At 64.4% G+C, this 19,258-nt stretch carries 19 protein-coding genes; 9 read left to right on the top strand and 10 right to left on the bottom strand.

The genetic code is table 11. The features are described 5' to 3' along the window. The coding region (locus ACT4OC_RS32375) for a hypothetical protein (protein ID WP_444843140.1) at nt 1-611 on the bottom strand (611 nt) is incomplete at its 3' end. A gap of 252 nt (nt 612-863) precedes the next feature. Between ACT4OC_RS32375 and ACT4OC_RS32370 the strand changes: the two genes are divergently transcribed. From ACT4OC_RS32370 to ACT4OC_RS32355, 4 genes are read left to right on the top strand one after another with little or no spacing between them, the layout of a single operon-like run. Next, on the top strand, nt 864-1,517 hold the full coding sequence (locus ACT4OC_RS32370; protein WP_444843139.1) for a tetratricopeptide repeat protein: 654 nt from the start codon (nt 864-866) through the stop codon (nt 1,515-1,517). Between the two features lie 16 nt (nt 1,518-1,533). Beyond that, nucleotides 1,534-2,079: a hypothetical protein gene (locus tag ACT4OC_RS32365; RefSeq protein ID WP_444843138.1), complete on the top strand. Its 546-nt coding sequence runs from the start codon at nt 1,534-1,536 to the stop codon at nt 2,077-2,079. Between the two features lie 53 nt (nt 2,080-2,132). Next, nucleotides 2,133-3,512, top strand: a complete 1,380-nt coding sequence (gene der / locus ACT4OC_RS32360) for a ribosome biogenesis GTPase Der (protein WP_444843137.1) — start codon at nt 2,133-2,135, stop codon at nt 3,510-3,512. After that, the gene (locus tag ACT4OC_RS32355) at nt 3,509-4,780 is read left to right on the top strand and encodes a TCR/Tet family MFS transporter (RefSeq protein WP_444843136.1); all 1,272 of its coding nucleotides are present in this window, start codon (nt 3,509-3,511) and stop codon (nt 4,778-4,780) included. The genes der and ACT4OC_RS32355 overlap by 4 nt, the downstream gene beginning before the upstream one ends. Before the next feature lie 7 nt (nt 4,781-4,787). On the opposite strand, the gene ACT4OC_RS32350 is transcribed toward ACT4OC_RS32355, so the two are convergent. Continuing rightward, nucleotides 4,788-5,258, bottom strand: a complete 471-nt coding sequence (locus ACT4OC_RS32350; protein WP_444843135.1) for a winged helix-turn-helix transcriptional regulator — start codon at nt 5,256-5,258, stop codon at nt 4,788-4,790. A gap of 187 nt (nt 5,259-5,445) precedes the next feature. Here ACT4OC_RS32350 and ACT4OC_RS32345 point away from each other — a divergent pair, with 187 nt between their 5' ends. The 5 genes from ACT4OC_RS32345 to ACT4OC_RS32325 all read left to right on the top strand — a co-directional run bounded on the left by ACT4OC_RS32345 (nt 5,446) and on the right by ACT4OC_RS32325 (nt 10,945). Then, nucleotides 5,446-6,105 (top strand): 2-hydroxychromene-2-carboxylate isomerase, encoded by a 660-nt coding sequence (locus tag ACT4OC_RS32345; protein WP_444843134.1) that lies wholly within the window; start codon nt 5,446-5,448, stop codon nt 6,103-6,105. A gap of 54 nt (nt 6,106-6,159) precedes the next feature. Next, nucleotides 6,160-7,755 (top strand): class I adenylate-forming enzyme family protein, encoded by a 1,596-nt coding sequence (locus ACT4OC_RS32340; RefSeq protein ID WP_444843133.1) that lies wholly within the window; start codon nt 6,160-6,162, stop codon nt 7,753-7,755. A 46-nt stretch (nt 7,756-7,801) separates the two neighbouring features. Next, complete coding sequence (locus ACT4OC_RS32335; protein ID WP_444843132.1) at nt 7,802-8,539, top strand: SDR family oxidoreductase; 738 nt, start codon at nt 7,802-7,804, stop codon at nt 8,537-8,539. A 43-nt stretch (nt 8,540-8,582) separates the two neighbouring features. Next, nucleotides 8,583-9,782: an ABC transporter substrate-binding protein gene (locus ACT4OC_RS32330; protein ID WP_444843131.1), complete on the top strand. Its 1,200-nt coding sequence runs from the start codon at nt 8,583-8,585 to the stop codon at nt 9,780-9,782. A gap of 62 nt (nt 9,783-9,844) precedes the next feature. Next, complete coding sequence (locus ACT4OC_RS32325; protein ID WP_444843130.1) at nt 9,845-10,945, top strand: NADH:flavin oxidoreductase; 1,101 nt, start codon at nt 9,845-9,847, stop codon at nt 10,943-10,945. 47 nt (nt 10,946-10,992) lie between these two features. Here the strand turns inward: ACT4OC_RS32325 and ACT4OC_RS32320 are convergent, their stop codons facing one another. The 8 genes from ACT4OC_RS32320 to ACT4OC_RS32285 all read right to left on the bottom strand — a co-directional run bounded on the left by ACT4OC_RS32320 (nt 10,993) and on the right by ACT4OC_RS32285 (nt 18,860). Further along, nucleotides 10,993-12,219, bottom strand: a complete 1,227-nt coding sequence (locus ACT4OC_RS32320; RefSeq protein ID WP_444843129.1) for an ABC transporter substrate-binding protein — start codon at nt 12,217-12,219, stop codon at nt 10,993-10,995. A gap of 191 nt (nt 12,220-12,410) precedes the next feature. Continuing rightward, entirely contained in the window at nt 12,411-13,151 is a 741-nt protein-coding gene (locus tag ACT4OC_RS32315; RefSeq protein ID WP_444843128.1) for an SDR family NAD(P)-dependent oxidoreductase, read from the bottom strand. 149 nt (nt 13,152-13,300) lie between these two features. Further along, entirely contained in the window at nt 13,301-14,809 is a 1,509-nt protein-coding gene (gene purF, locus ACT4OC_RS32310) for an amidophosphoribosyltransferase (RefSeq protein ID WP_444843127.1), read from the bottom strand. Nucleotides 14,810-14,838: 29 nt separating this feature from the next. Next, nucleotides 14,839-15,471, bottom strand: a complete 633-nt coding sequence (locus tag ACT4OC_RS32305) for a CvpA family protein (RefSeq protein WP_444843126.1) — start codon at nt 15,469-15,471, stop codon at nt 14,839-14,841. Between the two features lie 167 nt (nt 15,472-15,638). Next, nucleotides 15,639-17,099 (bottom strand): DNA repair protein RadA, encoded by a 1,461-nt coding sequence (radA, locus tag ACT4OC_RS32300; RefSeq protein ID WP_444843125.1) that lies wholly within the window; start codon nt 17,097-17,099, stop codon nt 15,639-15,641. Nucleotides 17,100-17,234: 135 nt separating this feature from the next. Continuing rightward, on the bottom strand, nt 17,235-17,891 hold the full coding sequence (locus ACT4OC_RS32295; RefSeq protein ID WP_444843124.1) for a hypothetical protein: 657 nt from the start codon (nt 17,889-17,891) through the stop codon (nt 17,235-17,237). Continuing rightward, the gene (locus tag ACT4OC_RS32290) at nt 17,888-18,478 is read right to left on the bottom strand and encodes a helix-turn-helix domain-containing protein (RefSeq protein ID WP_444843123.1); all 591 of its coding nucleotides are present in this window, start codon (nt 18,476-18,478) and stop codon (nt 17,888-17,890) included. The genes ACT4OC_RS32295 and ACT4OC_RS32290 overlap by 4 nt, the downstream gene beginning before the upstream one ends. Next, a complete protein-coding gene (locus ACT4OC_RS32285) occupies nt 18,453-18,860 on the bottom strand; it encodes a hypothetical protein (protein WP_444843122.1) in 408 nt (135 codons plus the stop codon). The genes ACT4OC_RS32290 and ACT4OC_RS32285 overlap by 26 nt, the downstream gene beginning before the upstream one ends. Between the last annotated feature and the right edge of the window lie 398 nt (nt 18,861-19,258).

Here is a 19,258-nt window from a genome sequence, read left to right as displayed (position 1 = left end):
CAGCTGCCGCGGCCCCGGCCCTTGTCGGTATTGAGCTTCAGCGCCATCTTCGGATCGAGCGGCTTGTCGATCGCCTCGAGCGCGAGCGCCGGCTTGCTGAACTTGCCGCCGACCGACACGATCGAGTTGCCGCGATAGACGTAGTAGAGGTGCTGGTCGCCGACGATCGTCGGCGTGCCGTATTTGTCCATCACCTGCCTGATCATGTCGGCCCTGGCCGGCTGCTCGCCCTCGGCGAAGTTCAGCGTGCGCGAAACGAAGAAGACGCGGTTCTCGCTGGCCGGAGAGGAGAAGCCCGCGACCAGCGCCTCGCCGCTTTGCCTGGCGTTGAGGGGCACGCTGTAATTAAGCGTCGCGGTGTAGCTGACGGACGAAGTGCCGAACCTGGCTCGCCCGATTTCGCTCGTGCTGTCGGTCCGCCCCTTGAAGGTGGCTTCGAACACGCTACGCGCCGTGTCGGCCGTCGCATCCGCCGAGATGCCGAGGATGTCCGGGCGGAGCTTGCCGGCGAAAGCGCTGTCCGGCGTTTTCGGCTTGATCTCGGTGGCGAGGGACACCCCAGGCAGGATCGCCGCCAGGGCCAACAGGACGAGCGGGGCGCGCAACGGCATGAATCACCTGCAACCAAAAATTCGATGCGCCTGACTACGCCAATTCCTGAACCGCGATGTCAATGTTGGTCGACCGTTGGTCGGGGGCAAATCCCTCAATTCCGGTGCCAATCTCCCCCGTTAACGCTTTGACCTGCCTCGCTTTGCCTTGCCACGGCCATATCGTTAGGGTAACGCCGCGCCAAGGTGGGGACCGGGCGCATGGCGCCGCTCCCTTCAGCCAGCGGCTCATCGGCGGTGGGATAGCCTTAAGTGTCTGAATTATTTGATGAAGTAGACGAGGAAGTACGTCGGGAGCAGTTCAAGCAGCTGTGGGACAAGTACTCGATCTACATTATTGCCTTGGCGATCGTGATCGTCGCGGGCGTGGGCGGCTGGCGCGGCTACCAGTATCTGGAAGCCAAGAAGGCCGCCGAGGCCGGTGCGGCGTTCGACCGTGCAGCGGAGCTCGCCGATCAGAACAAGCATGCCGAGGCCGAGGCTGCCTTTGCCGATCTCGCCGCGAAGGCGCCGACCGGCTACCGCATCCTGGCGCGGCTGCGCACCGCCGCGGAAGTCGCCGCGCGCGACAAGCCGGCCGCAGCCAAGATGTTCGACGACATCGCCGCCGACAATTCCGTTGCCGCGCCGGAGCGCGATCTGGCCCGTGTCCGCGCCGCGCAATTGCTGCTGGAAACCACGACCTATCCCAACATGCTGCAGCGGCTGGAGCCGGCCGCGGGCAAGGACGGCGCCTTCCGCCACAGCGCGCGCGAGCTGCTGGCGCTGTCGGCCTGGCGCGCCAACGACACGACCGCGACGCGGCAGTGGCTGGATATGATCGCGAACGACGGCGATACGCCGCCGGGCCTGCGCTCGCGCGCCGAAGCGCTGCAGGCGCTGCTGCCGCCGGTCGCCAAGAGCTGACGGGATCTTAAGGACCATGCGCGGATCGCAACGCCTGATCGCCCTGTCCGTCCTGATCGCCCTTTCGGGCGTGCTGGGCGGCTGCAGCGGCGGCCTGGCCAATTTCGATCCGGCCGACCTGCTCGACTGGATGGACACCAAGAAGAAGCTGCCGGGCGAGCGCAAGCCGGTATTCCCCGACGGCGTGCCGGGGCTCGAGCAGGGCGTGCCGAAGGACCTCTACAAGGGCGCGCGCCAGGAACAGATCGACCAGCAGAACGCGGCGGCCGCGGCCGCCGCGCCTCCGACGCTGCTGGAGCCGCCGCCCGGCTCGCACGCTGCGAAATCCAAGAGCAAGTCGAAGCAGGCCACAGCCCCCGCCGCGGCACCCGATCCCGACGCTGCCGCCGCCGACGATGAAAACAGCGTCGCCGCCGCGCCGCCGCCGCCGAAGCCGGCCAAGATCGTGCGCCGCCGCACCACCGCGCCGCCGCCGGATCCGGCGCCGCAGCAGGCCCAGCCGCCGCAGCAACAACAATCCGCCTTCCCGGCGCCGCTGCCGAGCGGCAGTTTCTCGCGTTAATTCATACCCCTCGCATTGACAGGCACGGCAAAACCGGCGCTTGAAAACGTCTCATGTCTTTCACGATCGCCATTATCGGCCGGCCCAATGTCGGCAAGTCGACGCTGTTCAACCGGCTGGTCGGACAGAAGCTTGCGCTGGTCGACGACCTGCCGGGCGTCACCCGGGACCGCCGCGAGGGCGAGGCGAAGCTCTACGATCTCGCCTTCACCATCATCGACACCGCCGGCCTCGATGAAGGCGCCAGGGGCTCGCTGACCGCGCGGATGCAGGAGCAGACGGAGACCGCGATCGCGCAGGCCGACGCGCTGATGTTCGTGATCGACGCCCGCATGGGCCTGACGCCCACGGACCGCGCCTTTGCCGATTTCGCCCGCCGCGCCAACAAGCCGGTGGTGCTGGTCGCCAACAAGGCCGAGGGCAAGCATGGTGAAGTGGGCGCGATGGAATCCTACGCGCTCGGGCTCGGCGATCCCGTGCAGATCTCCGCCGAGCACGGCGAGGGCATGGGCGACCTCTACGACGCGTTGCGCGCGCTGATGCCGGAGCCCGTCGAGGATGAAGCGGAGGCCGAGGATGAGGACATCTCGGAAGAAGAAGCCGCGACACGCCCCATTCGCGTCGCCATCGTCGGCCGGCCCAATGCCGGCAAGTCGACGCTGATCAACCAACTGCTCGGCGAGGAGCGGCTGCTGACCAGTCCCGAAGCCGGCACTACCCGCGATTCCATCGCGGTCGAGATCGAATGGCAGAGCCGCAAGTTTCGCGTGTTCGATACTGCGGGCCTGCGCCGCCGCTCGCGGATCGAGGAGAAGCTGGAGAAGCTTTCGGTGGCCGATGCGCTGCGCGCGGTGCGCTTTGCCGAAGTCGTCGTGCTCATGATGGATGCTCAGAACAAGTTCGAGGAACAGGACCTGCGCATCGCCGATCTGATCGAGCGCGAGGGCCGCGCCATCGTGCTCGCGGTCAACAAATGGGACCTGGTCGAGCGCAAGCCGAACTTGATCTCCGCACTGCGCACCGATGCCGATCACTGGCTGCCGCAGGTCAAGGGCGCGCCGCTGGTGGCCGTGTCGGGAATGACGGGCGAGGGCATCGATCGCCTGATGACGGCCATTCAACAGGCCTATTCGGTGTGGAACCGGCGCGTTCCGACCGCGGCGCTCAATCGCTGGTTCGAGCAGGCGGTCTCGGCCAATCCGCCGCCGGCGGTGTCGGGCCGCCGGCTGAAGCTGAACTACATCACCCAGACCAAGGCCCGGCCGCCGAGCTTCGTGCTGTTCTGCTCGCGCGCCGATGCCGTGCCGCAATCCTACCTGCGCTATCTCGTCAATTCGCTGCGCGAGGCATTCGAGCTGCCGGGCACGCCGATCCGCATCACGCTGCGCGAGAAGGCCAACCCCTTCGCGCACAAGCGGAAGCGGCCGTCATGAGCGGCGAGGCGCCGGCAAATCGAGCGGCAGCAACGCCGCGCGGTGCGGCGGTCGCGTTCATCTTCGTCACCATCCTGCTCGACATGCTGGCGCTCGGCGTGATCATTCCGATCCTGCCCAAGCTGATCGAGAGCTTCGTCGACAACGATACCGCCAACGCCGCGCGCATCTACGGCCTGTTCGGCACGGCTTGGGCGGTGATGCAGTTCTTCTTCTCGCCGGTGCTGGGCGCGCTGTCCGATCGCTTCGGACGCCGTCCGGTGATTCTGCTGTCGAATTTCGGGCTCGCGCTCGATTATGTGCTGATGGCGCTGGCGCCGTCGCTGGCCTGGCTGTTCGTGGGGCGGCTGATCTCCGGCATCACCTCGGCGAGCATCTCGACCGCGTTTGCCTATATCGCCGACATCACCGCGCCGGAGCGTCGCGCCGCGGTGTTCGGCAAGATCGGCGTCGCCTTCGGTGCGGGATTCATTCTCGGCCCCGCGCTCGGCGGGCTGCTCGGCGACATCGATCCGCGGCTGCCGTTCTGGGCGGCGGCGGGCCTCAGCTTCGCCAACACGCTGTATGGCCTCTTGATCCTGCCGGAGTCGCTGCCGAGGGAACGACGCTCGCCATGGCGCTGGAAGAGCGCAAGCCCGGTGGGCGCGTTGCGTCTCCTGAAGTCCGACCGCGAGTTGGCGGGATTATCGCTGGCGAATTTCTTCGCGCAGCTCGCCCATGTCGTGCTGCCTTCCGTCTTCGTGCTGTATGCGGGCTATCGCTATGGCTGGGACGCCAAGACCGTCGGGCTGACCCTGGCGCTGGTCGGCATCTGCCAGATGGTGGTGCAGGGCGCGGCGATCGGACCGATCGTGAAGCGTTTCGGCGAGCGGAAAGCGTTGTTCTTCGGGCTGGCCTGCGGCACGGTCGGCTTCCTGATCTGCGGCACGGCGCCGACCGGGACCTGGTTCCTGACGGGCATCCCCGTGATGGCGCTGTGGGGCGTTTCGGGCGCCGCGACGCAGGCGCTGATGACGCGGCTGGTTTCGCCGGAGCAACAGGGGCAGTTGCAGGGGGCAACCACCAGCGTGCAGAGCATTTCGCAGCTGATCGGGCCGTTCCTGTTCACGCTGACCTTTGCCAATTTCATCGGCCCGCAGACCGCGTTCCAGCTGCCGGGCGCACCGTTCCTGCTGGCTGCCGCGCTGGTTCTGCTGGCGCTGGCGATTGCGATGCGGACGCTGGCGGGCAGGAAGTCGGCCGGCGAGGACATCGCGCGCGGGCCCTGAGGGCGCTTCAGCCGGCCGCGGCGGGCTCGGGCGCGCCCGGACCGGGATGGGTGTGGACTTCCCTGGCCTTGAGCGGCTCGCCGCATTCCGAGCAGATCATCACGGGATCGAAGACCTTGCCGCAATTCTTGTGCTGATGGAGCAGGGGCCTGCCGCGCTCGTCGACCATGTGCGTGTCGCCCCAATGCACGATCGCCATCACGATCGGATATAGGTCGAGCCCGCGCTGCGTCAGGATGTATTCGTAGCGCGCGGGACGCTCCTGGTATTTTACCCGCCGGAGCACGCCGAACTTCACGAACTTCTTCAGCCGGTCCGCGAGCAGATGCCGGGTGATGGCGAGGCGCGACTGGAACTCCTCGAAGCGGCGGACGCGAAGGAAGCACTCGCGCAGCACCAGCAGGCTCCAGCGGTCGCCAATGACCGCAACGGTCCGCGCCAGCGAACACTGCTCTTCCTCGAGGCTGTCCCATCTCATCGCGACTCTCCGCGCGCCGTCATCCGACGTTGATCAATACGACATAACATATTGCATTCCAAATAGGAATTAACAAACTACAATTTCGATTCAGCTGCGCGAAGCGTTACCATTTTACAGTTCTGTTTTAGAACGGTATGTCTGAGCCTATTGAGCCGGCGCTGCGACCGGCCAGACGGGGATGCAGATGGCCGATCGTGCGTTGCTCAAGGTTCAATTCATGTTCGATTTCGGCAGCCCGAACGCCTATCTGGCGGCCAAGTTCATTCCAGAGGTGGAGAAGCGGACCGGCGTCAGCTTCGACTACGTGCCGGTGTTACTTGGCGGCATCTACAAGCTGACGGGCAACTCTTCCCCCGCCGACTATCTCAGGGGCATCCGCAACAAGCGCGAATACATGGAAGTGGAGACCGAGCGGTTCATCCGCCGCTACGACATCGCGAGTTTCCGCAAGAACCCGTTCTTTCCCGTCAACACCCTGCAGCTGATGCGCGGCGCGGTCGCGGCGCAGGCCGAAGGAATGTTCCGGCCGTATTTCCACGCCGTCTACCATCACATGTGGGAAGAGCCGAAGAAGATGGACGATCCCGAGGTGATGCAGGCGGCGCTTGCGTCGTCGGGTATCGACGTCGGTCGCATTGTCGCGAAATCGCAGGCGCCGGCGGTCAAGAGCCGGCTGGTGCAGCTCACCGAGGACGCGGTCTCGCGCGGCGCATTCGGCTCACCGACATTCTTCGTTGGCGACGAGATGTTCTTCGGCAAGGACCAGCTGCGCGACGTCGAGGAGGAAATTCAGGCGCAACTGGCCCGCGGGCGCGAGCCGATGCGAGCTGGCGCCGCGTCCTGACGGGCGGAAGGCAGCAGAACAAGGGCGAACGGCCCGCTTGCGAGGGAGGAAGCGATGAAGGCGAGGATCGACACATTCGGCAGAGAAGAGTTGTTGCGCGACCTGCCGTCGCGGATTCACGAGGTCTATGCCCGCTTCGTGAAGGAGATGCCGGATCATCCCGCCTTCGTCGAAGGCGATCGGGTCTGGAGCTATCGCGCGTTCTCCGAGGCTGTGGATGCCGCCGCTGCCGATCTGTCGCGTCTCGGTATCCGGCCAGGCGATCGGCTGATGGTGGCGAGCGAGAACAGCGTCGCGCTCGGCGCTTTGCTGTTTGCCGCAAGCAAGCTCGATGCATGGGGGATTGCCGTGAACCCGCGGCTGTCGGCGCGCGAGCTGGACCAGATCGCCGAACACAGCGGGGCGCGCCGGGTCCTGCTGAATTCCGGCCTGTCGCAGGAAGCCGCCGCCCATGCGGATCGCCTCGGCGCACGAATGGGCTCGATCGGTCCGTTCACGGTCGGGATCGGTCCGCTGAACGAAACGGCGCAGCCGGAGCCTGTAATGCCGGACCGCGCCAAACAGGTGGCGGGCCTGATGTACACCTCCGGCACGACGGGCACGCCGAAAGGCGTGATGCTGACGCACCAGAACCTGCTCGTCGCGGCGAGGACGTCGGGCCTGCTGCGGAAAACCGTCCCTGTGGACCGCATCTATGGCGTGCTGCCGATGTCGCACATCGTCGGCTATGCGGTGCTTCTGATTGCGACGCTCATGCACGGCGCGACGCTCCACGTTGTGCCGAAGGCGGACCCGGCGGCGCTGGCGCGGGCGATTGCGCAGGAGGGCATCACGACACTGTTCGGCGTTCCCGCCACCTATCAGCGACTGCTCGAATACAAGGCGGTGCAAGGCCTCTCGAGGCTCGCGCGTGGCAATCTGCGCATGATGTGCGTCGCCGGCGCGCCGCTCGACCTGGTGCTGAAGGGCCGCATCGAAGCCGAGTTCGGCATCCCCTTGCTCAACAACTACGGCATCACCGAGTGCTCTCCGGGTCTATCGGGCGTGCGCGAGGATGAACTCGCTGATGACGATACGGTCGGACGCTTCCTTCCCGGCATCGAGCATCGCGTCGTCAACAATCAGAGCAGCGAGGTTCGTTCGGGCGAGGTCGGCGAGCTGCATGTCCGCGGGCTCAATGTCATGCTCGGTTACTACCGGGCACCTGAGCTCACGGCCGCCGCAATCGACAAGGAGGGCTGGTTCAACACCGGCGATCTCGCCCGGGTAAACGCGGAGGGCGAGCTCTACATCGCCGGCCGCACCAAGGAACTGATCATCCGCTCGGGCTTCAACGTCTACCCGGCCGAGGTCGAGGCGGTGCTCAATTCCCACGGCCTGGTGGTGCAATCGGCCGTGGTCGGCCGCGCCGTCGAAGGCAATGAGGAGGTCGTCGCCTTCGTGCAGCTCTTGCCGGGCGCCAAGCTGACGGCCGCGGACCTGCAGGCCTACGCCGCCGTGCAACTGACCTCCTACAAGCGGCCGAGCGAGATCGTGATCCTCGAGGCGCTGCCCGCGGCATCCACCGGCAAGATCCTCAAGAACAAGCTGAAGGAAGCCGCCATCGCGCGCGGTGTTTCCGCAACCGCACGCAAAGCAGCCGCAGGCTGACCGGATTTTGGCGGCTGCCGGTTCCGATGCCGTCGAGGAAAACAAGATGACCAAGCGAAACGCCACCGCCGCGATCATTGGTGCAGGCGACTATATCGGCGCCGAAATCGCCAAGAAGTTCGCAGGCGAGGGGTTTTCGATCTTCGCCGGCCGCCGCAATGGCGAGAAGCTCGCACCGCTGGTGAAGGACATCGAGGCTGCCGGCGGCACGATTGCCGCGCGCTCGCTGGATGCGCGCAAGGAGGAGGAGATCGTCTCCTTCCTCAACGATGCCGATCGGCAGGCACCGCTGGAAGCGTGCATCTTCAACATCGGCGCCAACGTCAACTTCCCGATCCTCGACACGACCGAGCGCGTGTTCCGCAAGGTTTGGGAGATGGCCTGCTATTCCGGATTCCTCGCAGGCCGCGAGGCGGCCCGCCTGATGCTGCCGCGCGGGCAGGGCAACATCTTCTTCACCGGCGCCACCGCGTCCTTGCGCGGCGGCTCGGGCTATGCGGCCTTTGCCAGCGCCAAGTTCGGCCTTCGCGCGGTAGTGCAGGCGATGGCGCGCGAACTCGGGCCGCAGAACATCCATGTCGCCCATCTCATCATCGATTCCGGCGTCAATACCGAGTGGGTGCGCCAGCGCCGCCTCGAGGCGCTCGGGCCTGACGCGCTGAACGATCCGGACGCGCTGATGCCGCCGACCTCGGTGGCGGAGGCCTACTGGCAGCTCTACCAGCAGCCGCGCAGCGCCTGGACGTTCGAACTGGAAATCCGCCCGTTCAAGGAAAAGTGGTGAACACGCCAAACGGGCATCGCGGCCAACAGGGAGGGAGAAGACGATGTTGAGGAAGATAGTTGCCGCAGTCGCGGCCATCACGGTATTCGCGGTTGCTGCCGCGCATGCCGAAACGCCTGGCGTCACCGAGCAGGAGATCAAGATCGGCGCGACGTTCCCGTTCAGCGGACCGGCGTCGTCACTGAGCAATGTCGGCAAGGGGCTCATCGCCTACGTCAATTCGATCAACGACCGCGGCGGCATCAACGGGCGGAAGATCAACCTCATCACTTACGACGACGCCTACAGCCCGCCGAAGACGGTCGAGCAGACCCGAAAGCTGATCGAGAGCGACGAGGTGGCGTTCCTGTTCAGCCCGCTGGGCACGCCGGGCATCGGCGCCACTATCAAATACGTGAATGCCAGGAAGGTGCCGCATCTGTTCGCGGTGAGCGGGGCGACGAAGTTCGCCAACTTCAGCGAATTCCCGATGACCACGACGGGCCTGCCGAGCTACACCACCGAGGGCCTGATCTATGCGAAGTATATTGCCAAGGCCCGGCCCAATGCGAAGATTGCGATCCTATATCAGAACGACGATCTCGGCAGGGACTTCGTCAGCGCTTTCAAGTCGTACCTGAAGGACGATTTCGACAAGAAGGTCGTCGCTTCCTCCTATGAAGTCAGCGAGCCGACCATCGATTCCCATGTGGTCTCGCTGAAGTCGTCGGGCGCGGAGGCCCTTCTGTTCGCGGGCACGCCGAAGTTCGCGGCCCAGGCCATCAAGAAGGCTGACGAGATCGGTTGGAAGCCGCTGTTTCTCATCAATGTGGTGTCGACTTCGGTCGCCTCCACCATCGTGCCCGCGGGCCCCGAGAAGGCAGTGGGCATCGTCGCCGCGACGTTCCTCAAGGATCCCGGCGACAAGAAATGGGCCGACGATCCCGGCATGAAATGGTACCGCGCGCATTTCGCAAAATACCTGCCGGGCGCCGATATCGGCGACGCCAACTACCTGTACGGCACCCAGCAGGGCCAGATCCTCGAGCAGGTGCTCAAGCAATGCGGCAACGACCTGTCGCGCGAGAGCATCGTCAAGCAGGCGCGGAGCATACGCGGGCTGTCGCTGCCGACGCTGATACCGGGGATCATGGTCAATACCGGTTCTGACAACAGCATGGCCTATACGCAGCTCCAGTTGCAGCGCTGGACCGGTAGCTCGTGGGAGCAGTTCGGCGAAGTGCTCGGCGCCGGGCAAAAATGACAGTCGCTGGCGGACCGGACCGCGTGTGCGCTCCGGACCTGCCGGCAAACGACGGAGTGCGAATGTCGATTGACGTGCTTTTCCGGCCCTTCAAGCTCAAGGGGCTGACCCTGCCGAACCGCGTCGTCATGGCGCCGATGACGCGGTCGTTCTCGCCGGGCGGCATCGCCACCGAAGCGGTCGCGCAGTACTACCGTCGCCGCGCGGAAGGCAGGGTCAGCCTGATTATCTCGGAGGGGACGGGCGTGGACCGTCCGGCATCGCTGAACGATCCGAATGTTCCCCGCTTTCATGGTGAGAAGGAGCTCGCGGCGTGGCGTCGCGTCGTCGACGAGGTGCATGCCGCCGGCGGCCTGATGGCGCCGCAGCTGTGGCATGTCGGGTGCGTCCGCACCAGCGCTAAGGACTGGTCGCCGCCCGGCGCCTATGACAGTCCGTCCGGCCTGTCGCGGCCGGGCAAGAGGTTCGGCGAGCCGATGAGCGAGGAGGACATCGCGGACGCCGTTCGTGCCTTCGCCGATGCCGCGCTGGCGGCCAAGCGCCTGGGCTTCGATGCCGTCGAACTGCATGGCGCCCATGGTTATCTCATCGACCAATTCTTCTGGGACGGCACCAACCGGCGCGAGGACGCCTATGGCGGCAAGGACCTGCCGGGCAGAGCGCGCTTTGCCGCCGAGATCGTCCATGCCGTGCGCAGGGCGGTGGGTGAGGAGTTTCCGATCATGCTCCGCGTCAGCCAGTGGAAGCAGCAGGACTTTGCGGTGAAGCTGGCGGAGACGCCGCGTGCATTGGAAGCCTGGCTCAAGCCGCTGGTCGATGCCGGCGTCGACGTGCTGCATTGCTCGCAGCGCCGCTTCTGGGAGCCGGAGTTCGAAGCCTCCGACCTCAACTTTGCCGGATGGGCCAAGAAGCTGACGGGCGTGCCGACGATCACGGTCGGCTCGGTCGGCTTGACCGGCGAATTCGTTGCCGCCTTTGGTGGCGAGAGTTCACAGCCGGCTTCTCTCGACGAACTGATCCGGCGCCTGGAGCGTGATGAGTTCGATCTCGTTGCCGTTGGCCGGGCGCTGCTTCAAGATCCGCAATGGCTGGTCAAGGTTCGTGACGGCCGGCTGGATGAATTGATGCCGTTCGAAAAGAATGCGCTGGCGGCGTTGAGCTGAAAGCCCGGATGCGCATTGAGCGCATCCGGGAAATGACGGCTACGCCGTCACTTCTTCACCATCGGGCAGTCGCTGGCTTCCAGCGGCTTAGCGGCGTCTTCCGGCGCGATGGTGGCGACCAGCTTGTAGTAGTCCCACGGTCCCTTGGATTCCTCGGGCTTCTTCACCTCGAACAGATAGGCCGGGATCAGGCGGCGGCCGTCGGCGCGCAGCGGGCCCTTGCCGAACAGGGGATCGTCGGTCGGCAGCTCCTTCATCTTGGCGACGACCTTGGCGCCGTCACGCGGATTGCTGCCGAGCGCTTCCATCGCCTTCAGGTAATGGAGTATCTCCGCATAGAGCCCCGCGACCGTCATCGAGGGCATCGCGCCCTTCGGCGAGACCTTCTGGAAACGCTTCGACCATTCGCGGGTCTTGTCGTTGAGATCCCAATAGAAGGATTCGGTGAAGGTCAGGCCCTGCGCCGTTCTTAGACCAAGCGCGTGCACGTCGTTGATGAAGAGCAGCAACGCGGCGAGCTTCTGGCCGCCCTGGACAATGCCGAATTCGGCCGCCTGCTTGATCGAGTTGGTGGTGTCGCCACCGGCATTGGCAAGCCCGATGACCTTGGCCTTCGACGATTGCGCCTGCAGCAGGAAGGACGAGAAGTCCGACGTGTTGAGCGGATGCCTGACCGCGCCCACCACCTTGCCGCCGGTCTTGGTGACGACGTTGCCGGTGTCGCGCTCCAGCGCATGGCCGAAGGCGTAGTCGGCAGTGAGGAAGAACCAGGTATCGCCGCCGGCCTTGGTCAGCGCCTTGCCGGTGCCGTTGGCGAGCATGTAGGTGTCGTAGGTGAAGGAGATGGTGTTGGGATTGCACGCCTTGCCGGTGAGGTCGGCGGTGGCGGCGCCCGAATTGAGCAGCACCGAGTTTTTGTCCTTCACGAGATTGCTTACCGCGAGCGCCACGCCGGAGTTCGGCGTGTCGGCGATGGCATCGACCTTGTCGGCATCGATCCACTGCCGCGCGATGTTGACGCCGATGTCGGGCTTGTTCTGGTGGTCGCCGCTCAGCACCTCGATGTTCCAGCCCCTGGCCTTGAGACCGGAATCCTCGACCGCCATCTTGACCGCGGCGAGCGAGTTCGGCCCGCCGATATCCGCGTAGAGGCTCGACATGTCGTTGAGCACGCCGATCTTGATGTTCTTGTCCTGGGCGAAGGCGGGGCTCGCGAGCGAGAAGCCGGCGAGCACGATCAGCGCGGCGGAGTTCCGCGCAAGTCCGTTTTTCATGTTGTTTTTCCTCCAAAGGTTGATGCCGGGCGGATCCCGTTTCGAGATCCGGTCCGGCATTCTTCTTGATTGCCCGCCGCGAGCGGGAATGACAATGCGCCTGACGTCAAAGCAGGTTTGCGCGTCGCGATGCCCTTTCGTTGCGGTCGCGGCACCAAGGATTTCCGCCGAACGTCAACTTCGTTCCTGCGTCAGGCCGGTGCTCTGAACGTCATCAGCGTCCGCGTCCTGTAGTCGTAAAGCCTGCCGGTCTCGGTCCATTCCGGCGAGCACAGCGGCACGATGAATTCGGCGGCTTGCTCGGGCGTCTCCAGCGTCATCGGGTCCTCACCCGGGAAGACCGTTGCACGCATGCGGGTGCGGATTGGGCCGGGGCTGAAGAGATTGACACGCAATGGCAGCGAGGCGGTCTCGTTGGCCCAGACGCGCACCAGGGTCTCCAGCGCGGCTTTCGAGGCGGCGTAGGGGCCGAGATAGGCATTGGCCTTGCTGGCGGCGCCGGAGGTGACGAACACCGCGCGGCCGGCATCGGATTGCTTCAGCAGCGGCTCCATGCAGCGGATGAGCTGGAAGTTCGCGGTGACGTTGACCGCAAACGCGTCGTTCCACTGCTTCAGCTCGATATGGCCGAGCGGCGAGGAGGGGCCGGGCACGCCGGCATTGCCGACGAGGATGTCGAGCTTGCCGTGGCGCTCATGGAGTGCCGCGCCGAGCCGCGCGATGCCGTCGGTGTCGGTGAGGCTGAGCGGCGCCAGCGTGGCGCTGCCGCCCTCCTTACGGATTTCGTCGTCGAGCTCTTCCAGCCCGCCTTGCGTGCGCGCTACCGCCACGACATGCGCGCCGCGCCTGGCGAGTGCGATCGCAGTGGCATAGCCGATGCCGCGCGAGGCGCCGGTCACGAGGGCGATACGATTGGCGAGGGGCTTTGTCATCGAAGGCAACTCTCTCCACGGGTCGTCCCCGCGAACGCGGGGACCCATACTCCGTGAAGGTCATGATGGGAGATGGTGCTAGTGTCCAGCCCTGTTCCAACAACGAGGGCCGGTGGTTATGGGTCCCTGCGTTCGCAGGGACGACAATATCAGCTCGCTTCCGCCAGCAGCGAGAGCTGCCGCGGCTGTGGCTCCGGCTGGTTCTGGTCGGTGAGGCCGGTCGGGTAGGTGCCGGTGAAGCAGTGATCGGAGAATTTTGGATTGGCCGGATCGCGGCCGGGATAGCCCATGGCGCGGTACACGCCGTCGATCGACAGGAAGGCGAGCGAGTCGGCGCCGATGATCTCGCGCATCTCCTCCAGCGAATGGGTGGCCGCCAGCAGCCCGCCGCGGTCGGGCAGGTCGATGCCGTAATAGTCGGGATAGAGGATCGGGGGCGAGGCGAGGCGGAAATGCACTTCCTTCGCGCCGGCATCGCGCATCATGCGCACGATCTTCTTCGAGGTCGTGCCGCGCACCAGCGAGTCGTCGATCAAAAGGATGCGCTTGCCCTCGATGGCGATGCGGTTGGCGGCATGCTTCATGCGCACGCCGATTTCGCGGCCGCTCTGGGTCGGCTGGATGAAGGTGCGGCCGACATAGTGGTTGCGGATGATGCCGAGCTCGAACGGCACGCCGGAATGCTGGCTGTAGCCGAGCGCGGCGGGCACGCCGGAATCCGGCACCGGCACGACGACGTCGATATCGACATGGCTTTCGCGCGCGAGCTGCGCGCCGAAGGCCTTGCGCACATCGTAGACCGAGCGGCCGCCGACGATGGAGTCGGGGCGGGAGAAGTAGATGTATTCGAAGATGCAGGGCCGCGGCGGCTTCGGCGGAAACGGCTTGTGGCTGTGCGCGCCGCTCTCGTCGAACACGACGATCTCGCCGGGCTCGATGTCGCGGACGTATTTGGCGCCGATCATGTCGAGCGCGCAGGTTTCCGAGGCGAGGATCGGGCTGCCGTCGAGGTCGCCCAGCACCAGCGGGCGGATGCCGAGCGGATCGCGGGCGCCGATCAGCTTCTTGTTGGTGAGTGCGGTCAGCGAATAGGCGCCTTCGAGCGCGCGTAGCGCCTCGATGAAACGGTCGATGAAATGGTTGCGCTTGGAACGGGCGACTAGGTGCAGGATCACCTCGGTGTCGGTGGTCGACTGCATCATGGCGCCGTCGCGCACGAGGTCGCGCCGCAGCGACAGGCCGTTGGTGAGGTTGCCGTTATGGCCGACGGCGAAGCCGCCGGCGTTGAGCTCGGCGAACAGCGGCTGCACGTTGCGCAGGATGGTGGCGCCGGTCGTGGAGTAGCGGACGTGGCCGACCGCGACATTGCCGGGCAGCCGCTCGATCACCTCGCGCCTGGAGAAGGTGTCGCCGACGAGGCCGAGGCGGCGTTCCGAGTGGAAGCGCGTGCCGTCGTAGGAGACGATGCCGGCGGCCTCCTGGCCGCGATGCTGCAGGGCGTGCAGTCCGAGCGCGGTGATGGCGGCAGCTTCGGGGTGCCCATAAATGCCAAACACGCCGCATTCTTCACGCAGCGTGTCGCCTTCGAGGTCGTCCTGCAGGTCGATGCCCATCCCGGGTCGGTCGGCGGGATCGGAAGGGTTTTGCATCTCGTCCATCGCGCCTCTCTATGTCGGCCTCAAAAAGGTTAACGGCCCGCGGGTTTTTCGATCAGCTTTTTAAGGCCGTCGCGGGAAGACTTGTTATAGCCGTCGCCGGTACCCGGCTGAGCCGGCTCGGCGTCAGTCTGGTCATCCTCGGGCTTATTCTTCTTGAATTTCTTTAAGATGGTGTTCTCGGGGTCGTCAGGCAAGAGGCTCATCAGCCACTCGCCGGAGGCATCCAGCACCGCGCGGGACTTGGCATGCTGGACCCAGTCCGGCCGCTGCTTTTCCGGAACCAGCCAGATGAAGAATTCGTAGGCGACGACCACGATCAGAAGGCCCCGGGCGAGGCCGAACAGGAAGCCCAGGGTGCGGTCCAGCGCCCCGATCCGCGAATCCAGGATCATGTCGGAGATCCGGACCGTGATGACGGAGACGACGATCAGGGTGGCGAGGAAGGTGCCGACCACGACGACGGCGAGTGCGACGGTATCGTTGCCGAAGTAGCCCTTGGCCGTCGGCAGCAGTTTTGCGTAGCTGTACAGCGTCACCAGTGCCGCCGCGCCCCAGGCCGCGATCGACAGGATTTCGCGCATGAAGCCGCGCACGAGGGCCAGAAGGCCGGAAACCAGCATGACGCCGAGCAGGACGAGATCGAGGACGGGAAGAAACGGCATCGGCTGGTCAGGTCCGCTCTAATTCGATGGCTGTGACGAATCGGAAGCGTCAGTGCCGTCTTACCTGACGGTGAACCGCCGCAACCCGCAAGGCCGGATGTCGTTCCATCCCGCCCGCCTTTTGCGCGGGTGGTATAGCGGCGCGGGCAGCTAACGTCACGTCCGCTTTAGCCATTTTCCCTACGGAATCGGGCCGGTGTGGCATTTTTCTCAAGCTGTGTCGCATCGCGGGAACTCTCGCGGCCGCCGCGCGGCACCCCGCGCGCCGCGATTTCCGCAACCAGCGTGGTTAGCCCGCCGACCGGATTGAGGCTGAGCCCGGCATCGCCGGAAACCTCGCCGCGCGCCGATTCCGGCAGCACGGCGCGGCCGAAGCCGAGCTTGGCGGCCTCCTTCAGCCGGGCGGCGGTCTGTGCCACCGGACGGACCACGCCGGAGAGCGAAATCTCGCCGAAATAGACCGCATCCGTCGGCAATTGCGCGTTCACCAGCGAGGAGACCAGCGCGGCGGCGGCGGCAAGGTCGGCGGCGGGCTCCTGGATGCGCAGGCCGCCGGCGACGTTCAGATACACGTCGTGGCCGGAGAGCTTGACCCCGCAATGGGCCTCCAGCACTGCCAGCACCATGGATAGCCGGCTCGGGTCCCAACCGACCACGGCCCGGCGGGGCGTGCCGAGCGAGGTCGGAGCCACCAGCGCCTGCAATTCGACCAGCACGGGGCGGGTGCCTTCGATGCCGGCAAAGACGGCGGTGCCGGGCGTGCCGAGGTCGCGCTCGGACAGGAACAGCTCGGAAGGGTTGGTGACTTCGCGCAGGCCGAGGCCCGTCATCTCGAACACGCCGATCTCGTCGGTCGGGCCGAAGCGGTTCTTCACCGCGCGCAGGATGCGGAATTGCTGCGAGCCTTCACCCTCGAACGACATCACGGCGTCGACCATGTGCTCGACCACGCGGGGGCCGGCGATCTGGCCGTCCTTGGTGACATGGCCGACCAGGATGATGGCGGCGCCCGTCTTCTTGGCGAAGCGAATGAGGGCCTGCGCGGAGGCGCGGACCTGGGTGACCGTGCCGGGCGCGGACTCCACCGTGTCGGTCCACATGGTCTGGATCGAATCGATCACGATCAGGCGGGGGACCGCGCCTTCCGAAAGGGTTGAGACGATGTCTTCAACCGAAGTCTCCGCGGCGAGCTGCACCGGCGCGTCGGCCAGCCCCAGCCGTTCGGCGCGCAGCCGCACCTGCGCGATCGCTTCTTCGCCTGATATATAGACCGCGCGGTGGCCGGTGCGCGCCAGCATGGCGGTGGCCTGCGTCAGCAGCGTCGACTTGCCGATGCCGGGATCGCCGCCGACCAGCAGCACCGAGCCGCGGACGAAGCCGCCGCCGGTGACGCGGTCGAGCTCGGCCATCCCGGATGAAAGGCGAGGCGCGTCCTGGCTCTTGCCGGACAGCGACTCCAGCGCGAACTGCCGGCCCTTGCGCTTCGAGCGGATCGAGACCGGAACGGCGGTCGCGCCTTCCTCCTCGGACAGCGTGTTCCACTCGCCGCACGCCTCGCACTTGCCCTGCCAGCGGTTATACGCCGCGCCGCAGTTCTGGCAGACGAAGGAGAGGGAGGATTTGGCCATGTGAGCTTAGCAGCGATCAAAGGGAGAGTGTGCGTTCATAGCACAAAACGAAATTCGGTCGGCCATAGACAATTCGGCAGTACATTCGAGCCGGGTCTCCGGCGAGATTGGAGTTTCCGCCGGAATAAGAAAGAACTATCGCCGAGCTGACAAGGCGAACCTCTCGAATTCGCTCAGGATATCGATGTGTTCGGATGAGGTCATGTTTGCTAGGCAAAAATACCGATTGAGTGCGTAGGGCATCGATGCGCGCCGATCGATACGAAAGATACTGGGATTGACCCCCCGCCATCTTGGGTCGGCAATAACCGTTGCGTCAAAATTTGTCGCGATGTTGAGCAAGCAAGACTGGCCGTCGATTGGCATCGCTGCGGATATCTTCTTAAGCAGCGATTTGGGGAGAATGTTTTCGAGAGCGCACTCAAAATCGGCAATGATCTGGCTTTGGAAAAACTCTAGCACCTCTGTTGTTGGGCGACGAACTCCCATTTCAAAAAAAAATGAAAGCGCCGCCCTGAGAATCTTCTCTGCATCATCAGTGGTGGTTGGAACCTGAATGTTCAAACCATCATTAAAGACGGAGAGCCTTGTTATCAGAATGTCTTGTCCGTCACTGGCTAGCCGTCCGTTTTGGAACTCTGCGGTTCCTTCTTTGATTTGAGGCGGCGTCGCAAAATTGAAAGTTGACTGGATACCCGCGAAGAGCCTTGGCCCGTCGATGCCGCGAGCAGGCCGAATTTCGTCGGGCAGGGCAATCCACCAAACTTGAGCTTCCGTAGTTTGTATCTTCATGCGGCCACGCTTTTTGCGTCGACTGCGGTGCTCATCGCAGTGCTAATTTTTTCGGCAGGCGTTACATTCGACGATCTGGTCAGTGCGTTTGTGTTGCCCACTGCGCCGAGCGCCTGCGGTCGTTGAGGCGAGATCACCATGTTCATAATGGCCTGCGCGGCAGCTAAAGCAGCGCCGCCGGTCGCCGCAAAGGACGCTGGCATGTTGGCCTGCTTAACCAACTCGTCTAGGTCAAAGCCTGAGCGTCGATGTGTCGGCGCCGGAGCGCTTCCAATCAGCGCAAACCAGTCTTCCCATTCCGGCATGTCGATCCAGACCGGAAGATCGAATGCTGCCGCAACATCCAGCAGCGATTGAAGCGACATTTTTCCGTAGTTCGGATCTTCAAAGCGCGAGATGACATTCTGAGGCTTCCCGGCTCGTTCGCCAAGTTCGGCCTGCGTCCAGTTTCGATCGGGCTGCTCTCGTAGCGCGCGGATCAACTGGGCGAGCCGAGCACGAACCTGGTCGGCGACGAACTCGCTTCGAACGTCCTTGTCCGAGAGTTGCCGTACGAATTGTTCACTCCAGGGCGAGCCATAGGGCATGCTTGAGGTTTCCATTGCTTAAGACTTCAGCCTTGCGTGCCAACGCAATTTCACATGATTTCTTGGGAACGAACTTGCCACCTTTTTCACGCGCCCAAAACAGAATGATGAACTCGTTATCGGTGACATTAAAACCTAAGGGTCTTTGCTGGACATTGTCTGCCTCAAATCGGATTTCCCAAAGGCCGTCACAGGGGCCTGAGAGCTTCTTGAAATAGCCCTCGTGCCACCGTGCCCGCGGCAGTTCTGCCAGTATCCTGAGCCGAGAAAGTGTCCGCGCCTTAAGGCGTGCTGTTCCCTGCTCATAGGTGTCGCGAACGTCGCTTTTGACACGCTCAGCGGTCATCTCGCCATAGTAGCTAAATGACGAGACAAGTGGCAAGGCGATATTCCATTTTTGCGATAAATTCGTTAATGCACGCCGAAAAATGGGGTTTTTAAGAGGCGGCTCCTACGAACTCCCCAAGCTAACGTGTTGAATCGCCTTATCAGTTGTCAAGTGGTTGTCGCCATCGTTTGGGTTGCGTGTAGGTCTCCTCCTGGCCGATTTTGCCAACGCCTGAGCCAAAATGTGGTGGCGCAGGTCCAGTCATACGCTAGCATTCCCGCGGCGTGTTTTTCGCCCGGGTCTTGCGAATTCGTTGCGCTCTCTCGAGTAGAGGGCGCGGAGAAGGCCGGGCGCCGGCTGCGCCCGCAGCACCGTGTGCAACGGTAGTAAGAAAACGCACACGGATTTGACAGGTACAGCCAGGACATCCCGACCTTCCCCGCGCAATGGTT

This window comes from Bradyrhizobium sp. (assembly GCF_052389815.1).
GTDB lineage: Bacteria > Pseudomonadota > Alphaproteobacteria > Rhizobiales > Xanthobacteraceae > Bradyrhizobium.
The sequence above is the reverse complement of the archived record's forward strand: the minus strand, read 5'-3'. Positions and strand labels throughout refer to the sequence as shown.

Coding starts and splice junctions, on each gene's coding strand:
- ACT4OC_RS32295 (WP_444843124.1), bottom strand. CDS start 17,891: ATGAAGATACAAACTACGGAAGCTCAAGTTTGGTGGATTGCCCTGCCC.
- ACT4OC_RS32345 (WP_444843134.1), top strand. CDS start 5,446: ATGGCCGATCGTGCGTTGCTCAAGGTTCAATTCATGTTCGATTTCGGC.
- ACT4OC_RS32325 (WP_444843130.1), top strand. CDS start 9,845: ATGTCGATTGACGTGCTTTTCCGGCCCTTCAAGCTCAAGGGGCTGACC.
- ACT4OC_RS32320 (WP_444843129.1), bottom strand. CDS start 12,219: ATGAAAAACGGACTTGCGCGGAACTCCGCCGCGCTGATCGTGCTCGCC.
- radA (WP_444843125.1), bottom strand. CDS start 17,099: ATGGCCAAATCCTCCCTCTCCTTCGTCTGCCAGAACTGCGGCGCGGCG.
- der (WP_444843137.1), top strand. CDS start 2,133: ATGTCTTTCACGATCGCCATTATCGGCCGGCCCAATGTCGGCAAGTCG.
- ACT4OC_RS32330 (WP_444843131.1), top strand. CDS start 8,583: ATGTTGAGGAAGATAGTTGCCGCAGTCGCGGCCATCACGGTATTCGCG.
- ACT4OC_RS32315 (WP_444843128.1), bottom strand. CDS start 13,151: ATGACAAAGCCCCTCGCCAATCGTATCGCCCTCGTGACCGGCGCCTCG.
- ACT4OC_RS32365 (WP_444843138.1), top strand. CDS start 1,534: ATGCGCGGATCGCAACGCCTGATCGCCCTGTCCGTCCTGATCGCCCTT.
- purF (WP_444843127.1), bottom strand. CDS start 14,809: ATGGACGAGATGCAAAACCCTTCCGATCCCGCCGACCGACCCGGGATG.
- ACT4OC_RS32290 (WP_444843123.1), bottom strand. CDS start 18,478: ATGCCCTATGGCTCGCCCTGGAGTGAACAATTCGTACGGCAACTCTCG.
- ACT4OC_RS32350 (WP_444843135.1), bottom strand. CDS start 5,258: ATGAGATGGGACAGCCTCGAGGAAGAGCAGTGTTCGCTGGCGCGGACC.
- ACT4OC_RS32335 (WP_444843132.1), top strand. CDS start 7,802: ATGACCAAGCGAAACGCCACCGCCGCGATCATTGGTGCAGGCGACTAT.
- ACT4OC_RS32305 (WP_444843126.1), bottom strand. CDS start 15,471: ATGCCGTTTCTTCCCGTCCTCGATCTCGTCCTGCTCGGCGTCATGCTG.
- ACT4OC_RS32340 (WP_444843133.1), top strand. CDS start 6,160: ATGAAGGCGAGGATCGACACATTCGGCAGAGAAGAGTTGTTGCGCGAC.
- ACT4OC_RS32355 (WP_444843136.1), top strand. CDS start 3,509: ATGAGCGGCGAGGCGCCGGCAAATCGAGCGGCAGCAACGCCGCGCGGT.